The 16,910-nt window shown below is 37.3% G+C and carries 22 protein-coding genes; 15 read left to right on the top strand and 7 right to left on the bottom strand.

Features of this window, described 5'->3' with window-relative positions:
• Positions 1-47: 47 nt before the first annotated feature.
• From L3081_RS07340 to argR, 6 genes are all read right to left on the bottom strand, one after another.
• A complete protein-coding gene (locus tag L3081_RS07340) occupies positions 48-917 on the bottom strand; it encodes an ATP-grasp domain-containing protein (protein WP_242284540.1) in 870 nt (289 codons plus the stop codon).
• Positions 918-978: 61 nt separating this feature from the next.
• On the bottom strand, positions 979-1,359 hold the full coding sequence (locus tag L3081_RS07335) for a YacL family protein (protein WP_242284538.1): 381 nt from the start codon (positions 1,357-1,359) through the stop codon (positions 979-981).
• A 192-nt stretch (positions 1,360-1,551) separates the two neighbouring features.
• The gene (locus L3081_RS07330; protein ID WP_242284536.1) at positions 1,552-2,757 is read right to left on the bottom strand and encodes a hypothetical protein; all 1,206 of its coding nucleotides are present in this window, start codon (positions 2,755-2,757) and stop codon (positions 1,552-1,554) included.
• 4 nt (positions 2,758-2,761) lie between these two features.
• On the bottom strand, positions 2,762-3,034 hold the full coding sequence (locus tag L3081_RS07325) for a DUF2249 domain-containing protein (protein WP_242284534.1): 273 nt from the start codon (positions 3,032-3,034) through the stop codon (positions 2,762-2,764).
• Positions 3,035-3,060: 26 nt separating this feature from the next.
• Positions 3,061-3,492, bottom strand: coding sequence for a hemerythrin domain-containing protein (locus tag L3081_RS07320; RefSeq protein ID WP_242284533.1), 432 nt, complete (start codon positions 3,490-3,492; stop codon positions 3,061-3,063).
• Positions 3,493-3,684: 192 nt separating this feature from the next.
• Positions 3,685-4,167: a transcriptional regulator ArgR gene (argR, locus tag L3081_RS07315; protein ID WP_242284531.1), complete on the bottom strand. Its 483-nt coding sequence runs from the start codon at positions 4,165-4,167 to the stop codon at positions 3,685-3,687.
• A 281-nt stretch (positions 4,168-4,448) separates the two neighbouring features.
• On the opposite strand from argR, the gene L3081_RS07310 reads away from it, so the two are divergent.
• Positions 4,449-6,626, top strand: a complete 2,178-nt coding sequence (locus tag L3081_RS07310) for a S46 family peptidase (RefSeq protein ID WP_242284529.1) — start codon at positions 4,449-4,451, stop codon at positions 6,624-6,626.
• 75 nt (positions 6,627-6,701) lie between these two features.
• Here the strand turns inward: L3081_RS07310 and L3081_RS07305 are convergent, their stop codons facing one another.
• Positions 6,702-8,492, bottom strand: a complete 1,791-nt coding sequence (locus tag L3081_RS07305; RefSeq protein WP_242284527.1) for a thiamine pyrophosphate-dependent enzyme — start codon at positions 8,490-8,492, stop codon at positions 6,702-6,704.
• A 292-nt stretch (positions 8,493-8,784) separates the two neighbouring features.
• Here L3081_RS07305 and L3081_RS07300 point away from each other — a divergent pair, with 292 nt between their 5' ends.
• The 14 genes from L3081_RS07300 (at position 8,785) to L3081_RS07235 (ending at position 16,856) form a co-directional block, all read left to right on the top strand.
• Positions 8,785-9,153, top strand: coding sequence for a hypothetical protein (locus tag L3081_RS07300; protein ID WP_242284525.1), 369 nt, complete (start codon positions 8,785-8,787; stop codon positions 9,151-9,153).
• Positions 9,098-10,468 (top strand): TonB-dependent receptor domain-containing protein, encoded by a 1,371-nt coding sequence (locus L3081_RS07295; protein ID WP_242284524.1) that lies wholly within the window; start codon positions 9,098-9,100, stop codon positions 10,466-10,468. Before L3081_RS07300 ends, L3081_RS07295 begins: the two co-directional genes overlap by 56 nt.
• A complete protein-coding gene (locus tag L3081_RS07290) occupies positions 10,414-10,926 on the top strand; it encodes a hypothetical protein (protein WP_242284522.1) in 513 nt (170 codons plus the stop codon). Before L3081_RS07295 ends, L3081_RS07290 begins: the two co-directional genes overlap by 55 nt.
• 169 nt (positions 10,927-11,095) lie before the next feature.
• Entirely contained in the window at positions 11,096-11,788 is a 693-nt protein-coding gene (locus tag L3081_RS07285; protein WP_242284520.1) for a COG3014 family protein, read from the top strand.
• Positions 11,766-12,128: a COG3014 family protein gene (locus L3081_RS07280; RefSeq protein ID WP_242284517.1), complete on the top strand. Its 363-nt coding sequence runs from the start codon at positions 11,766-11,768 to the stop codon at positions 12,126-12,128. The genes L3081_RS07285 and L3081_RS07280 overlap by 23 nt, the downstream gene beginning before the upstream one ends.
• Positions 12,129-12,169: 41 nt before the next feature.
• Positions 12,170-12,325 carry a hypothetical protein gene (locus L3081_RS07275; RefSeq protein ID WP_242284516.1) on the top strand — a complete coding sequence of 52 codons (156 nt, stop codon included), beginning with the start codon at positions 12,170-12,172 and terminating at the stop codon, positions 12,323-12,325.
• 1 nt (position 12,326) lies between these two features.
• Positions 12,327-12,542: a hypothetical protein gene (locus L3081_RS07270; protein WP_242284514.1), complete on the top strand. Its 216-nt coding sequence runs from the start codon at positions 12,327-12,329 to the stop codon at positions 12,540-12,542.
• A gap of 40 nt (positions 12,543-12,582) precedes the next feature.
• Complete coding sequence (locus L3081_RS07265; RefSeq protein ID WP_242284513.1) at positions 12,583-13,044, top strand: YcfL family putative periplasmic lipoprotein; 462 nt, start codon at positions 12,583-12,585, stop codon at positions 13,042-13,044.
• A gap of 10 nt (positions 13,045-13,054) precedes the next feature.
• A complete protein-coding gene (gene lpoB, locus L3081_RS07260; protein ID WP_242284511.1) occupies positions 13,055-13,657 on the top strand; it encodes a penicillin-binding protein activator LpoB in 603 nt (200 codons plus the stop codon).
• Positions 13,658-13,680: 23 nt separating this feature from the next.
• A complete protein-coding gene (locus L3081_RS07255; protein ID WP_242285634.1) occupies positions 13,681-14,151 on the top strand; it encodes an outer membrane lipoprotein in 471 nt (156 codons plus the stop codon).
• Positions 14,152-14,278: 127 nt separating this feature from the next.
• Positions 14,279-15,175 carry a MipA/OmpV family protein gene (locus L3081_RS07250; RefSeq protein WP_242284508.1) on the top strand — a complete coding sequence of 299 codons (897 nt, stop codon included), beginning with the start codon at positions 14,279-14,281 and terminating at the stop codon, positions 15,173-15,175.
• 40 nt (positions 15,176-15,215) lie between these two features.
• On the top strand, positions 15,216-15,596 hold the full coding sequence (locus L3081_RS07245; protein WP_242284507.1) for a DUF3019 domain-containing protein: 381 nt from the start codon (positions 15,216-15,218) through the stop codon (positions 15,594-15,596).
• A gap of 22 nt (positions 15,597-15,618) precedes the next feature.
• Positions 15,619-16,356, top strand: a complete 738-nt coding sequence (locus L3081_RS07240; protein WP_242284505.1) for a response regulator — start codon at positions 15,619-15,621, stop codon at positions 16,354-16,356.
• 2 nt (positions 16,357-16,358) lie between these two features.
• The gene (locus L3081_RS07235) at positions 16,359-16,856 is read left to right on the top strand and encodes a hypothetical protein (RefSeq protein WP_242284503.1); all 498 of its coding nucleotides are present in this window, start codon (positions 16,359-16,361) and stop codon (positions 16,854-16,856) included.
• Positions 16,857-16,910 lie beyond the last annotated feature (54 nt).

The following is a 16,910-nucleotide window of genomic DNA, read 5'->3' as shown; positions in this document are numbered from 1 at the left end:
TCACCCGATAAACTTAAACTTACTTGCCCATACGTTTAACAAAAGCCTTAGCAAAGCGCTTCGGCTGCCTTGTCATCCATATTAAAATACAGCGATGGTTCAATCAATTCAGCTTCCATCAACGCAAACCCTTTATTGTTATTATCATCATTTTTCAAACGGACAAAATCAAGACGAGCATATAAAGGCATGTCTCCCGTTAAGCGAGTAATCACCGCTAAAGTATCATCAGCTTGAGTTAATAATGCTTTTTCTGGCGTGACCGTTTGTAAGTACCCTCCATGCTCTTCTTGTACTCTAAAATCATCCTGTTTAGGCGTTTTTAAAATAGCATGACTATACACACCATCGAAGTAAAACAAAGAAAATTCACCTTCATCAATAACACTATTGATAAATGGCTGAACCATAAATTCACTTTGCGAAAATACAGACTCTAATTGGTGAGCAAACTGCATTGCAGTTTCTTTTTTTAACCAAAAGGTATTATCTGCATTGGCACTAATTCTTGGTTTTATTACAAGTTGTTGGCAAGAAAAATAGTCAAAAAATTCAGGAATGTCATGCTTAGAAAAATTTTCATGCCATAACGTTGGTACAATCCTACCCCCTTGCTCAGCAACTGACTTTAAGTATATTTTATCAATATTCCAACATACTGTTGATAAGGAATTTTGTAATCGAGCACTGGAGTTATCGATTTGTTCCAATGACAAAATAAAAGCACTCGCATCGTCTTGGTAATCCCACGGGCTGCGAATAATTACTGCATCATATGCATCCCAATTTACCTTTTCAGCACGCCATGATATTAGTTCCGTGGCCCAACCTAATTCAGCAAGTGGTTCATCAAGTAGGTAATCATAACATTCAAAATCAGACAGGTTATCCATAGTTAAAATAGCGCAATGTTTCATTAAAAACCTTTAGCGTATACAATATAATAAGTAACACTTTAACAAATAAAGTAATCTATTGTTAAGAGATATTAGTAAATCTTGACCAAGAGATTAGTAACTCTCTAAAGTCATCAATACCACATGAAGCATATTCACTTTCGTCGTAATGAATATGGTCTACCGTTAACATTTCCGACAAGGGACCTGTGCCATTAAAACTCGCATTGGTTTGTATTTCTACATCGTCTCGGCTTATAGTGACCGTATATTCATGTCCCGTAATAATAACTTCACTTTCATGTCTCTTTTCAACGCTATCTATTGCAGTCAATAATGCCGTTAATTTAGCACTTTCGTGGCCTAACTCTACTTCAATCCATGGACCTACCACTTCATGCTCAAGCGAAAAGCGCGCTTTCGCCTCACCTGTTGTTGCATCATGTATAAATTCATATTCCATAAGAATACCACTTCGTTTAGCCTATCAATCTCAATACTTAGTGTAGCAAAAATATAGCCCTTTACCCCGCAAATACGCGAATAACTTGCAAACTATTCATTAGTCGATGAATTAATTTTAGCTAGGGTTGAAAAATACAAACGGTGGTTTTAATTATGAGCAATAACAACCAAGAAAATTCGCTCAAAATTACTATTGAAAGCAACCAAAACATAGTAGGAAACAAAATGGTAGCGAGTAAAATCCCCCCGTTATAGTATGTAAGTAAAAAAGCCATTCGCCGTGCTTTTTATTTAAAAACTCATGCATATGGGGAATATACTGCATCGCAGAAAAGTTTGTTAAGCACAGCTGCTGTAAGTGGGTATAGCTTAAAAAAGGTAATATTTTTAGTAACATGCCTTGAATCACAGCAACAAGATAAAAATAAATATAAAAAGCAGCTAATAAAATAACCTTCTTTTGAACAAGGATGTCAGCTAAATATGCTTCAGGAAAAAAATAGAACACATTCATTAATATTAGCGAGACAGCCGCGAACTGCCAATAACGAATAGTATTATCTGGTATTTTACGTTTTCGCTTTGACACAATAAATAATAAGCTTAATGCGAACACACCGTGAATTAGCATTATTAACGAGATAATTATTGTTGGTTTAAAGATCAGTAGAATTAGTAAAACAAATATCACTGTCGGTAAATAACTACTAATAACTTTGGGAAAACTTGGGGCAACATGAAACATGGGTATTACTTGAAAACTAACTGAGATAATCATCAAACTAGCCCAACCCACCAAACCTATTAAACCATGAGTATTTGTTAGCGATTTTCGGCCGACACTTGTACTCAATGAGGATATATTTATCGCGGTTGGCAATGATAAGTTAAGCATTAAAACACCTAACAACATGACAAAAAATAAAGATATGATAGCAAAACGAAAACCAACAATTGATTCGCCTTGACTCAGTTTTTTTAATAGCACAAAAGCAACGGCGGCAATATAGAGACCTAACCCGATCACCAATAGTAGGATAGAAATTACCGTTAACGTTGAACTTGACCAAATAAAATTTGCCATTAAACACAAGGTACCTAGAACGAAAGCACTATGACAAACAAAAACAATTTTCCGAGGCCTAGCAATACCCACACCACCAATAACGGGTAAGAGTTGCAATAACGCCCCCATCATCACCATCGTGACAATACCTAAAGTAAAGCCGTGAGTAAGTGCCAACATACTAGGATGCCATCGACTTGCCCACATAGTTTCGCCCGAAAACAGTATTAATAACGCACAAACAATAGCAAAAATCGGCGCGCTAATGAAAAATCGAAAAGGTAATTCAATGGGGGGTAAACCATTAAAAGAAAGACCATTCATATTCATAAATTTATGTCTTTTTTAACGCATTATTTTTTAGCAATTCATTAAATACATGCTGAGAACTCAGATGAAAAATATACAAATCTATAGCATCTTGTGCATGTACCACTGTGTGGTATGAAAATCCCGCTGCCTGAAGTTTTTCATACAGAGGGAAAGGTTGTCGCCGATGCTTTACCAATAAACACTCATGAACTGTTAATTTGGCTAATTGCTCTATTATTACCTTCATTGGCTCTGGTGGTGCTAAATCACTCACATCTACTGAGACAAATTGCAAACTTGATTCACTCACTTACAACAAAATCAATTGTTTTGAAATGATTTAATAATTTGTTCACCCTCGGCAATATTTTGTGCCATCATAGGATAAAGCATCATTTCTTCTTTCATATTATGCTGTTGCATCATAACCATTAGCGTTTCACCAAAACCTAGGAAGTCGTTTTTTTCTTTTGCAGCTAAAGCATTGTCTAAATCTTGCACTAGTGCCCGCATTTGTTGATGTTCCATGCGCATCACTTGTGTAGGTCCTGATGTCATACCCGTTGCTTGCTCAAATTTAGGAAATAATACCTCTTCTTCTTGATCAAAATGTTTAGACAACTCTGAGGCAAATTGCTGCCAATGGCCAAGCGCTAATGACCAATCATCTTTTGCAACAGCCGCTTCGGCTTTAGTAAAAAAATCATCGCATTCACGATGTTTATTGGTCATAAATTCAGGGATAGAAGTCATTGAAAAGTTCCTGTTAAAATAGCTATCAATCGACTCATTGAGTTGATTGCTTGAATCACAGCATTCTAACAAACGTGATAATTAATACTTTGACCTATGTTAATAAAATTCAAACATTATGTGGGTAAAAAACGCTTTACTGTCACATTCAATAATCACATTCAATAATCACAGGTAATAATCACAAGGCAGTTATTGGCTGACTTTTACACCCAATAATTCTCGAATTGATTGTGCTATTTCTTCAATACGATCAGCCGATACGGGGGCAATAAAAATAGTATCATCACCCGCTAACGTACCTAAAATTCCGGCTGAATCGCCCATACTATCAAGCATTCGTGAAATTAATGGTGCACCACCAATTCCCGTTTTTAATATAATTTGCATGCCGTTATGTTTAACACTTAATACTACTGATTCTATTGAATGTTTTGATTTGGGTACTGCCGGCTCGTCTGGCAATATATAAATCATCTCATTATTTGCATTACGCGTTTTAACCGCGCCTAGCTTAGATAACAAACGTGATATCTTGGCTTGTGACATATTTTCAAAGCCTTGAGCTGATAATGCTTGCGCTAACTGTCCCTGCGAGCCATAACATTGCCCCTTTAGTAGCTGCTTAAAAGCATGCACTAAGTTTGATTCATTTTGTTTTCTAAGTGTGGTCATTTCAGTGTTGTCTCACAATACAAGTAAAATGTATAAGTAATCTCAGCTCGACTTAATAAATGTTCTTCTAGCGCCTAGAAGTGAACTAAAATTTTAATGTTTATTTTCAACAGGTTAATCAGATCTTAAACCGAGTTCAGGTTAAGTACAATAATATTGACACTATTCTACACTAAAAAAATGTAATTGGCATAGTCTGCTTGACTGTACATATATACTCAAGCAAACTGGTTTAATTAACAACAAAGTAACAACACGGTAACAATTGAGATGACTCTATTATGAAAAAACTCGCTTTATCATTTATGCTTACAACCCTAGCAGCTAATACAGCATTAGCCGATGAAGGTATGTGGCAACCCAATCAATTACCCACAATAGCCACCCAATTAACAAAAGCAGGACTCGCCTTAAATCCGAAAAATTTAACTGATTTAACGGGCTTTCCTATGGGAGCAATTGTTAGCCTTGGCGGCTGTACTGCCTCATTTGTTTCAGACCAAGGTTTGGTAGCGACTAACCACCATTGTGTTTATGGCTCAGTACAATATAACTCTACCGAAGAGAATAACTTACTTGAAAATGGTTTTCTCGCGAAATCATTTAAGGAAGAATTACCAAGAACACCTGGCAGCCGTATTTATGTGACAGAAGAAATTAACGAAGTCACTGCCCTAGTTAACGCAGGGTTAACAAAAACAATGTCTGGAACAGATCGTTATAAGGCTATTGATAAAAATTCAAAAACCTTAGTCGCCGAATGCGAAAATGATGATAGATATCGGTGTAGTGTGGTTAATTTTCATGGTGGTCTTGAGTATTATTTATTTAAACAACTAACTATTCGTGATGTACGTTTAGTACATGCGCCTGCAAGCAGTATAGGTAAGTATGGTGGCGACATTGATAACTGGATGTGGCCCCGCCATACGGGCGATTACGGTTTTTACCGTGCTTACGTAGGTAAAGATGGTCAACCTGCCGATTATAGTGAAAACAACGTTCCTTACCATCCTAAGCATCATTTAAAAGTAAACAAAAGCAGTGTGGATGAAGGTGACTACATCATGGTGCTAGGCTACCCAGGAAGAACAAATCGCTATAGAACAGCCTATGAAGTAGAGAATCAATTTACTTGGACTTATCCACAAGCAAAGGCTTACCGTGAAGAAATCATTGATCTTATTCATCAACATTCCGAAGAAGGCAGTGAAGCACGCATTAAGTATGAAAGTACGCTTGCCGGTTTAGCAAATTATGCTAAAAACTATGGTTCAATGATCCACAGCTATAAAAAAGGTAGTTTTCAAACTCGTAAACAAACACTAGAAGTAAATTTAACAAATTGGTTGAACAGCGATGCACAACGTAAAGCCAAATACGGTAAAGCATTAAATGGTTTAAACGAATTACTTAAAATGGATAATAGTCACCAAGCACGTGATTTAATTTTAGGCTATTTACGCTACAATAAAATGTTAACCACTGCGTACAAATTACATAGATTAGCCGTAGAAAAACAAAAACCAAACCTTGAACGTGAAAGTGGTTATCAAGCACGTGACATCACACGTTTTGAACAAAACATGAAAGCCCTTGATCGCCGCTATGATGCGGATATAGATCAAGAGATCATAGTAGCTATGTTGACCCACTACGTAGCTCTACCAAAAAATGACCGTGTAAAATCAATTGATGAGTTTTTTGGTTTAAGCAAAAGCACAGTCGACAACTTTAATGAGAAAAAGTTGCGTAAACAATTAGCGAAAATGTACAAAAAAACGCAATTAAACTCTCAAAAACAACGCTTAGCTTGGATGGATAAAGACGTTAACGACTTTGAAAAAAGTAACGACCCATTTATTCAGTTAGCAGTAGCAAGTTTTGAAGAGCGTAAGGCAATTGAAGACAAATCGAATGAATTGGCAGGCAACATCCAAACTTATCGCCCTAAATATATGCAAGCATTAATTGCTTATTTTAACGATAATAACTTACCCGTTTACGCGGATGCTAATAGCACACTACGTATAACTTACGGTAATGTTAAAGGTTACTCACCACAAGATGGCTTAACAGCGACACCTTATACTACACTAGAAGGTATTGTTGCTAAAAACACTGGTATTGCACCGTTTAATGCTCCGAAGAAGCAACTTGATTTAATAAAGAATAAACAATATGGTGAGTATGCTAAAAAATCAATTGGCTCAGTTCCTGTTAATTACCTAGGCACCTTAGATATTACTGGCGGTAATTCAGGTTCACCAACACTGAACGACAAAGCAGAATTTGTTGGATTAGTATTTGATGGTGTTTATGAAAGTATTATAGGTGATTGGGATTACGACACTAAGCTAAATCGCTCAATTCACGTTGATATTCGTTACATGCTATGGGTAATGGAACATGTTGACGGTGCAACTAACTTAATTAACGAAATGGATATTGTTGAATAATTGATTATTTTCAATTAATTTTTAAAATAAAAAAATCCGGCTGTTGCCGGATTTTTTTATTAATAATAATTTACGTTATTCTGTTAACGCTGACCACTGTGCAATAGCCTCAGGCTGACCATTTTTAGCTTTAATATATAAATTAAGTAGCCTCATTTCATTACTTTGTTTTGACTCAACAGGATCCGCTAACACTTCAATCAAAGAGACACCAGTACATTGCTGAAACTCGACAAAACACGCTGTAAAGTCGGCAACTGTAGTACAGGTTTTAGAATGCCCTTGATAAGCCGCAACGAGAGAATGTACATCGAATTTCTCATCATTACAGTGATAAATTTTACCGTCGCCATTTTTACCTAAGTGAAAAATATTATTACGCATATAAATAATGGTGACATCTGATTTATCTTTTAAAAAATGTATTAACTCATTTAGCTGAAAATGAAAGCCACCATCGCCAACAATGACCACAGCGCGTTCTTGCCTGTTTGCATCAATAGCCTGTTGTTCTTTTAACCGCTGAGCAACTACTCGTGCATAGGGTAGCGCAGTGCCCATTGCACCATACCAAGGATTGGTTAACCATGAGCGTCCTAAGATCGAGCCTCTCACTTTTAAGCTATAACTGGCAAAATATGAGTTACCCACTTCAGGTAAATATACCAAGGGCATGCTCTGTTGTGCTTGAATTTCGTTTAAGGTATCAGCAAGGTTGTTAAAATCAATAAGATCATCGAACGGAATTGGCAGCTTATCTTGTTGATTAATTGTAAAATCAAAAACACTAATATCGCGCGTTAATAACTGCTCAAACACCTCAATTAAATCTTTTTCAAATCTATCCCCACCTTTAAGTATCGTTTTATTCTCAAAAGTTTCTACTTTATGCGTGCCTGTAGCAAAAGCAACATTACTATCTTGAGCAATAATGCTAGTAGCCACATCAATAATATAATCTACTTCATTGTCAATATAAGCCCTACCACATGTTTGCGTGAACACACCATTGTATGAGCCCAAACTCAAGGGGGCATATTCATCAAACAGCCCTTTGGCAAACCATGATGTTGCATAAGGAATATTAAATTTATTCGCAAACTGCATAATAAGTTGTTTAAGTTGATCGTTATGTTTAAGACCATCACCAATATATATCAATGGTTTTTTCGCTTGTTCAAGCCTACTCACAATAGCATCTACAATCAGCGAACTACCGGTAAGTATATTACCACCACAACAAACATCCATTTTATTGGCAGGCAACTGAATTGGCTGAGTTTTAGCAAACACTTGATCACGAGGTACTTCAATAAATACAGGTTGTTTGTTTTTATAGGCTTGTGCTACTAATTGATAAAAACGTTGACCGGCAAGATTTGGATGGCCGGCAAGCCGCTGCCCTTGTAGCCTTTCCACACGTACACCCAAGGCAGAAAAAGCTTTTAAAGCATTGTCATACTCGGCTTTCCATGATGCGTTAGGATGAATAGTATGGTGAAGCGCTAACTGATTCACTTCGCTTTCTCTTTGTGCACCTGAAATAAAGACAACAGGCAAGCTTTCTGTTACGGCTAAAGCCGCCGCACTTGTACAAGGTAGGCTACCGACCATATAAGTGGTCAAACAAAAACCCATACCATCAATTTCTGCTTGAGCACAAGCTGAGAAACCCGCATGCATTTCATTACTTGATGGACAAATATCAATGGTTTCATCCAATGCTGCTATAATGTTCGCGGCAAAATCACCACCGACCCCATAAATATGTTTACCACCAAAAAAACGGATTACCTTGGTCATAGTGTCACCCAATGTAGGTAATTGATCATTGTAGGCTTTACCAAAATTCATTTCATAAGACATTGTTTTTCTCATCACTTATATAAAGTTATATAGCGGTTACTCTAATATGAGAAACAAATTATTTTGTGATCAAGATCAAGTTTTTGTTCTGCGCCACCAAGACAGATTTTTTCAATGTGTTATCAATTATTTACAGTGTTTGTAAACAAGCAGCTAGTAAATCAAACTCTGGTTATATTACAAATTCTCACAAATCCCGACAGTTTTTGCACATTTAGGTCACTGATTTAAACACTCATAATTCCCATAATTAACGTCATAAAACTAAAAAGTCAACACGACAGGAATCATCATGACATTAACAGGAATAAACAAAGTATCTTTAAGCATGTTAGCTAGCGCCATTCTATATAGTTTGTATGCTACTCCTGCTTTATCGGCCACTCAACTTCAAAAAAACACTGCTACTACCAATCTTAATGTGTTACCTAAAAGTGGTAACACATTAGATAACAATATCAACGACAATCATCGCCAAGAAATAATTCAGGTTATAGGCAGACGCAACCAAGCAAATAGTGAAATGAGTACAGAAACAGAGCAGCTAATGAGCGTTGCCGGAATTGGTAATGATCCACTCAGCGCTATTTATAGCTTACCTGGTATTGTCTATCTTTGGAGGCGATACTGGCTCACCCGCAGTACGCGGTTCATCTCCTGATGACAACGCTTTTTATATTGATGATATGCCCGCCGGTTACATTTTTCATCTATTTGGTGACAGTATTTTCAATGAAAATTTGGTTAGAGACTTTAACTTAAACCCCGCTGCATTTGGCAGTTCATACGGCAATGCAACAGGCGGGGTATTTGACGTAAAACTTAGAGATCCTCGCCATCAAGACATTGAAACCACCCTAGATTTAAGCATGTTAAAAAGCAGTGTTATGGCCGAGGGTTCAGTTACCGAAAACTCAGCATTTTATCTATCTTATCGTCGCAGCCAAATTCATTTATTTTTACCGGAAGGCGAAGAAGATGAAGGTTACACTATTTTTAAAGCACCGATCAGTGATGACTACCAAGCAAAGTATCAATGGCTTATTGGCGATGCCCACAAGCTTACTTTTAGTGCTTCAGGGGCAAGTGATACAGGTGGTATTAATATTTCTGAAAACTCAGAAACTGGCCGTATTGATCCAGATTCGGTTGGTGATTTAAAAATCACCAACCGCTTTGATGCCCAAAATATTTCATGGCAATATTACGGTAATGATCACAAAATGATGCATCTAATCTTTGGCCATAATGCTGACAAAACAAAAGAGCAATTTGGCCAGGGACAATTTGCAGATGTTAAAAAAGAAAGCTACGATCTTAGATTTTTTTATCAACTAGCTTGGCTTAGTGATCATAAGCTAGGTTTTGGTATTGATTACAGCAAAACAGACGTAGATTACAGCTTCGATCTTATTCCGTACTACTGTACTGAGTTTGATAGCGACTGTAATCTACATAAAAGCGAACGTATTCAAGATACTTCCTCGCTCACAGATCAAAACATCGCCGTTTATCTAGACGAAACCTGGGATATAAATAGTAACTGGAAACTGATTTTAGGGGTACGAGGGGAACGTAATGACTATACCGAACAAAGCTTTATCCACCCACGTTTTTCGCTGAACTGGTTAGCCAGTGATAACTTAACCATTAAAGCAAAAGCCGGCACCTACAGTCGCTTTCCTGATGTTGATACCGCGATTAAAAAGCTTGGTAATCCCAAAATCAAATCACCTAAAGCAACACATTATTCGCTTGCTTTTGAATATGATGTGAATGATTTGTGGTTTACTTCCATCGATATTTATCATAAATCTCTAAGCGCTTTACCTCGTTCTACAGACGAGCTGACTATTAATTCAACTACTGGCGAAGATTTACATTACACCGCAGACACTTCTGGCTCTGCCCACGGAATAGAATGGCTAGTAAGACGAGAACGTCAAAATGGTCAGGTTTGGTCAAGGCATCTTTAAGTTGGTCTGAAAGTGACCGCACTGATGATATAACCAAGGTAACCAGTGACTATTATCTTGATACGCCTCTGGTTGCCAATGTGGTAGGCAATTATGAATTAAACGAACGTTGGGATTTTGGTTTACGTTTTACCCTACGAAGCGGTGCTAAATATACTCCAATCACCGGACTGCGAGAAAATCCTGATTATGATGACCATTTCTTAGCAAACTATGGTGAAGTTAATTCAAAAAATTTGCCTGTGTATCATCGCTTAGATTTAGAGGCTAATTATAAAACACAATACTGGGGATACGACGCACAATGGACTTTTGCCGTCATTAACGCGCTCGCACAAAAAAACATTTCAGGTTATTACTATGAGCCTGAAGATGACGACAGCCCAACTAAGTATACAGTCAGCGGCGAAGAGGATATTGGTATTTTTCCTTATGTTGGCTTAAAAATGACTTTTTAACTATTAAGCAGTTAAACATCGATAGGTTAATAGTAACTTTAACCTATCGATAAGTAATACATAACAACAAGTAACGGCGCACCTTTTTGTTAAATAACTTAGGCAATTGATTTACATTTCTATACACAAACCAACTTGCTAAATAGCATAAAAAAGATAAGCTATACTTATGTATAAAAACTTTGTTAAAAACTGTCTAGTTATTCTTATTACGACCTTGCTTAGTGCTTGTAGTACAACTTCATTCAGTGATTTATTTAACAATTATAATCAGCAGATGCAGGGCGTAAAAGAAGCACTAAAACAAGGGGATTTTCAAGCAGCCATAAAATTAATTCCTCCGCGTAGTAATTCGAGTGCAAGTTATGGATTAAGCCTGCTTGAAAAAGCTCGTTTAGAATATTTATCGAATAACCATGCACAAAGCCAAAAAGACTTTGCACAGGTTTATTCGCTTATTCAGCAAACTCAACAGGCAGCCAAAATAGAGCTGAGTAGAGGCGTTGAAAATGTTACTGCCGTATTGAGTAACGACAATGCCACCCGTTATGATATTCCGCTATACGAGCAGAGCATGCTAAATAGCTACCAAGCTTTGAATTATTTAGCGCAACAAGACTTGTCTGCCGCCTTAGTTGAAATAAGACGCGCCAATTTAGTTCAGCAGCAAGCCTTAAAAGAGCACGCTAAAGCTATTTACCGCAGTGAAAAGGAAATGACAGAACAAGGGGTTAGTATGAATGGTTTAGCAAACCAATACCCTGCTATGAATGAGGCAATAGGCCAGGTTAAAAATGGTTTTCAAAATGCTTATACCTTCTATTTATCTGCTCTGCTTTATGAAGCAGTCAAGGCAACCTAATGATGCCTATATAGACTATAAAAAAGCGTTAGAAATTTATCCTAACAACCATTACTTGCAACACGATGTGTGGCGTTTAGCGAATGCTTTGCAAATGACGGACGACGTAAACCAGTTTAAAAATAGCTTAGCGCGAGATGTCACCCAAGTTAACTCAGACAGTATTCAGACGAAGACAAAAAATCAAGGGCAAGTGGTTATTCTCGTTGAAAATGGCATAGTGGCACCGAAACAAGAGCTTTCATTAAACTTACCTATTTACACTAGCCGTAATGACATGCGCTTTTACAGTATTGCAGTACCTATCTATCAAAATTATTTACCTGAATACCCCCTTTAGTCATTAACTATCAGGGAAAAAACTATCAATCGGAAGAGGTAGTGCGATTACAGTCATTAGCAGCAAAACAATTAAAAGATCAACTCGCGAGTATAGTAACCAAGCAAGTAGTCCGTTTAGTTGCGAAAGAGCAAATAAGACAACAAATAGCACGTAAAGGTGGCGATATCGGCAATATTTTTGCCAAAGATCTATAATATGGCTACAGAAAAGGCCGACACTCGCAGCCGGAGCACGTTACCCGACAGTATTCATATTTTAAAAGTCAGTCTAGACGCGGGTAAACACCAACTAGCGCTCAATATTAATGGCATAAATCAACCATTGAACGTTACAATTAATGCCAATAAAACCACCTTAGTTAGGCTAACAGCCATAGGTAATTATGTTGAACATCAATCACTTAATTTATAGCTTATGTATAAATTAATTATATAAAAACAGGAGCGTCATCATGAACAAACATCACAGCATTATGGTCATTATACTCTGCTTAACATTCGTTATTATTGGTTGTAAAAACGTGCCACCAGTGACCTCTGGCATTGGTAGTGGTCAAAGGGCACCAGGGCAAGAATATGCTAAGTATCTGCAAGTAGACAATCAGAAACTTGGCGAAAAACTACATATTAGTGATATTAAATCTCGGACTAATAATGAGTTATTAGCCATCAACTTAAGCCTTACCAGTCGTTATAATAAATCACAGCAATTGCAATATCAATTTCAATGGTTTGATCAAGACGGATTTATTATTGAAGCAGGCAAAAGTCCTTGGCACCCCCTTGAATTACACGGCATGCAAACCATCACAGTGGCAGGCTTAGCACCTTCAACACAAGTAACAACATTTAGCCTTTATGTACGTGAAGTACCTGAAAAGTTTTTAAATTTTAATTTCTATTGCATAGAATAAGGACAAACTTATGAATAAATTAGTTTTAGCAACCAGTATCAGTTTAGTAATTATCGCGCTAGGCGGATGTACCAATAAATCGGTTGTACGTTACGGTGATGCAACGGCAGTAGAGACCAACGATATTAATTTTGGTTCAACCGATTTACAAACTGTCGCAGGGCAAATGACTGACTCTTTATTACAATCGCCTGTTGTTGGCACTTTAACAGCCAACACCCGTCCCATCATGTTTGTTGAAAGTATTAAAAATAAAACCAGTGAACATATTGATACTGAATCAATCACTGACTCTATTTCAACTAAACTATTACGCTCAGGAAAATTTCGTTTTGTCGATATGGGCCGCGTTGCCGCAGCACGAGAACAAATGGATTTTCAACAAAACAGTGGCATGGTTGATGCGAGTAAAGCAGTAGCCTTTGGTAAGCAAGTGGGCGCGCAATATATGTTGTATGGCAACCTCGCTAGCATTGTAAAATCAAATAAAGATAAATCTGATGTATATTATAAATTTACTCTTCGCTTAATGGATTTACAAAGTGGCTTAGTAGAATGGGCGGATGAAACTGAAATCCGCAAAACCAAAGGTAAAGAATATATTAGTTGGTAGGAATTATTATGAAAAAATTCTCTATGAAAGTGTTGATGATTTTGACCGTATTTTTGGTGTTTGGTAACACGAAAAATGCCTACGCCGATTATGATAGAAATAAAGCCGTACCAGTTGAAAAGGTATTGTTCGGTAGTGTCGTTTCTGTACGTAACATTAACCATGAAGAGCTAATAAAAGATAGTAATAATGGTCGGCATACATTTGGCGGCGCACTGATTGGTGGTGTAATCGGCAATCAATTTGGCGGCGGTAGTGGCAAAGATATTACCACTATTTTAGGCGCTATTATTGGCAGTTCAATGGCTAATGACCGTCATCAACAACCTAAAAAAATTATGCTTCGCTTAGTTGAGTTGATGATTAAAATCGATACTGGCGAGCAGTTTATGGTAATTCAAGATTTTGATAAAAGTATGGTTTTTCATGCTGAAGACAAAGTCAGAATGATCTATCTCGCCAATGATACCGTGAGGATTGACAAACAACGTTAGCCTTATTTTACATTTTTTAAACAATTTCAACGCTATGAAATGAAAAGAATATCATGACAGTGTGATAACATATCAACCTCTTTGTTACTCACTCTCATGCTATCTTATGTTTATCAAGACTACCAACATGCTCAGTATAAAGCCTTTTTACACCTTTCTTTTCGGGCTTTTTTACTTAACGCTAGCAAGTACAAGTGATGCTAGCCAAGAGAATAGCATTAATACATCTGGTACTAATGCGCCCATTGTCAAAGATGATTTTCAATGGCAGTTTATGGCAGACCTTTCTCTTGTAGACACCCAAGTAATTTTAGCTGATGTAAAACAGACACAACCTTGGGATTATTTACAATTAGGTTTACTGCTAGATATTTCCTATAATGGGTTTTTCTTACAAACTAACTCAAGGCGCTCTTCTACCATAATAGGTGGTGGCGAATTTGGCTATCAAATTACGGTTCAAAAAGACTGGCAGCTTGATGTTATTCTTAAGGCTTATATTCAAGGATACAATCCTGCAGGCATTATCAAAAATCAAGAACAAGATATTCCCCAATTATCAGGGCTAGCTGATCGTGAACCTACCGGTGGTATTGCCTTACGTTATTCTCATTTTTTTGAAAACTCTGTATTTTATGTCGATCTTGCCACCGCGCGGGCTGCAGGAAATAATGAAAGGGAGGCTGCAAAAGGGATAATTATCGATAGTTTTTATAGCTATTTATTACCGTATCGTAACTGGGACATATATCTTGGCGCAGGGCTGACCTATTATGAGCAAGACATTGTTGATTATTATATTGGTGTAAATGAGGCTGAAGTGACTAATAACCGTCCCTTATATGAAGCTGATGGGGGTTTTAGAGGGCAACTAGAAGTTTACGCACAATATCCATTATCTCAAAGCCGGTTTTTAAACACGAGCATCACGCAGAGCTTTTACAATAACAAAATAAAGAAAAGCCCTTTAGTGGATAAGAGTCAGTTAACCCAATTAATGGTTGGGGTACTGTATGTATTCTAATGTCAGCAAAAGGATTGTGCTGCTTTTTAATATAACCTTAATGTCTTATATTCCTCTATCAACTGCAACAAAAAACCCGGTGGTTAACGACAATATTGAATTAAGGCTTCAACCGCAACAATGCGTTACTTTACGTCAAGGACGAGATTGCTTTGCCACGATTAAAGTACAATGGCAAAAAACAATGCCGCAGTCGTTGTGTCTTTATCAAGTCAATAAAAAGCTAAACGACCAAAGAAGACAATTAAAATGTTGGGAAAACAACCACCAAGGTCAAATAAATATTGAGTTTGAATCGAGTGAAACCATTATTTACCAACTACGTACTCAGCAAGGTGATCGCTTAGTTGCACAAACCAAAGTGGTGGTTAGTTGGTTACATAAAAACACCACACGAAGACGTCATTGGCGCTTATTTTAATGATGATTGCAAAGGTAATACGATGAGTACTATTTTATTAGTTGAAGACGATATCAGTTTAGCCAATTGGGTTAGTGAATTTCTAACCGAGCAAAACTTTACGGTTATTCATCTCGCTCGGGGTGATCTTGTACTCAATAAAATTAAAGCACAGACAATCGATTTAGTACTGCTTGATGTCATGTTACCAGGCTTAAATGGAATTGAGGTATGCCGTCTTATTCGCCAACACTGCCAAGTCCCTATTATGATGTTAACCGCCAGAGCGGACGAGTATGATGAAGTAATAGGGCTTGAAGGCGGTGCTGACGATTATGTTATTAAACCCGTTAGACCGAGAGCTTTACTGGCTAGGATCACTCGGCAGTTATCAAACCAACAGCAGGAAACCTCATCAAGCAATATCATTACTTTTGGCGAACTAACGATTAACCAAGAAGCTAAACGTGTCACGTATTTTGATCAAGAAATTGAACTCTCTTCGAGTTTATTTGCTTTTTTAACCTTTTTAGCAGAGCGAGCCGGTAGTGTTGTTGATAGGGATTCAGTATTCAAAGTACTCAAAAAACGCGAGTATGACGGTCAAGACAGGCGTTTTGACGTTATGTTATCGAGTTTACGAAAATTGTTTAACGATGATCCTCAAAAACCTAAGAAATTTAAAACCGTATGGGGAAAAGGTTATTTATTTGTGAGCGACGCTTGGGGCAAAGATAGTCAAGTAACAAAAATTAAATCTATTAATAAGCAAGAAGACTAACCATGCGCGGTCTTTACCTAAGTATTACTTTTACGGTGCTAGGTTCACTTTTTTTTGTTGGTTGGGGATTAGATAAACTCGCTGAACATGCTGACTCAGGTCCAGAAAACAATCAAGAGAATCCATTAACCCTACTCTATCACCAGTTATCACAAGGTTTAGCACAACAACTGAATGTTCTCCCAGAAAAAGTACTGACTACAACCGTAAACCAATTTCAGCAGCAATACCAAATCACTAGTCATTTAGTGTTAACGGCTGATATTGCCTTGCCGAGCACTTTGTTAGCTCAACTTGAAAATGATGGTACCCTACTCCTTGCCTCACAAAATGATCAATACCTGTTACGCAAACTTACACAGCATCCGACCTATATCCTGCAACTGAATTTCCCTTTAGAACAAGAAGAGAACCAAATTTCCCTTTCACTACGTACTAACCATAGCCTTATACATTGGCATTTGTGCCATCGTACTTTTATGGGTTTTTCCGTTAACTAGAAGATTATTTTTATTGAACAATGCCGCGGCAAAAATTGGCGAGGGCCAGTTAAA

It is taken from the genome of Colwellia maritima, assembly GCF_022669015.1.
In the GTDB taxonomy this organism is placed as follows: Bacteria; Pseudomonadota; Gammaproteobacteria; order Enterobacterales; family Alteromonadaceae; genus Colwellia; species Colwellia maritima.
This window is presented reverse-complemented; position numbering and strand designations above follow the sequence as displayed.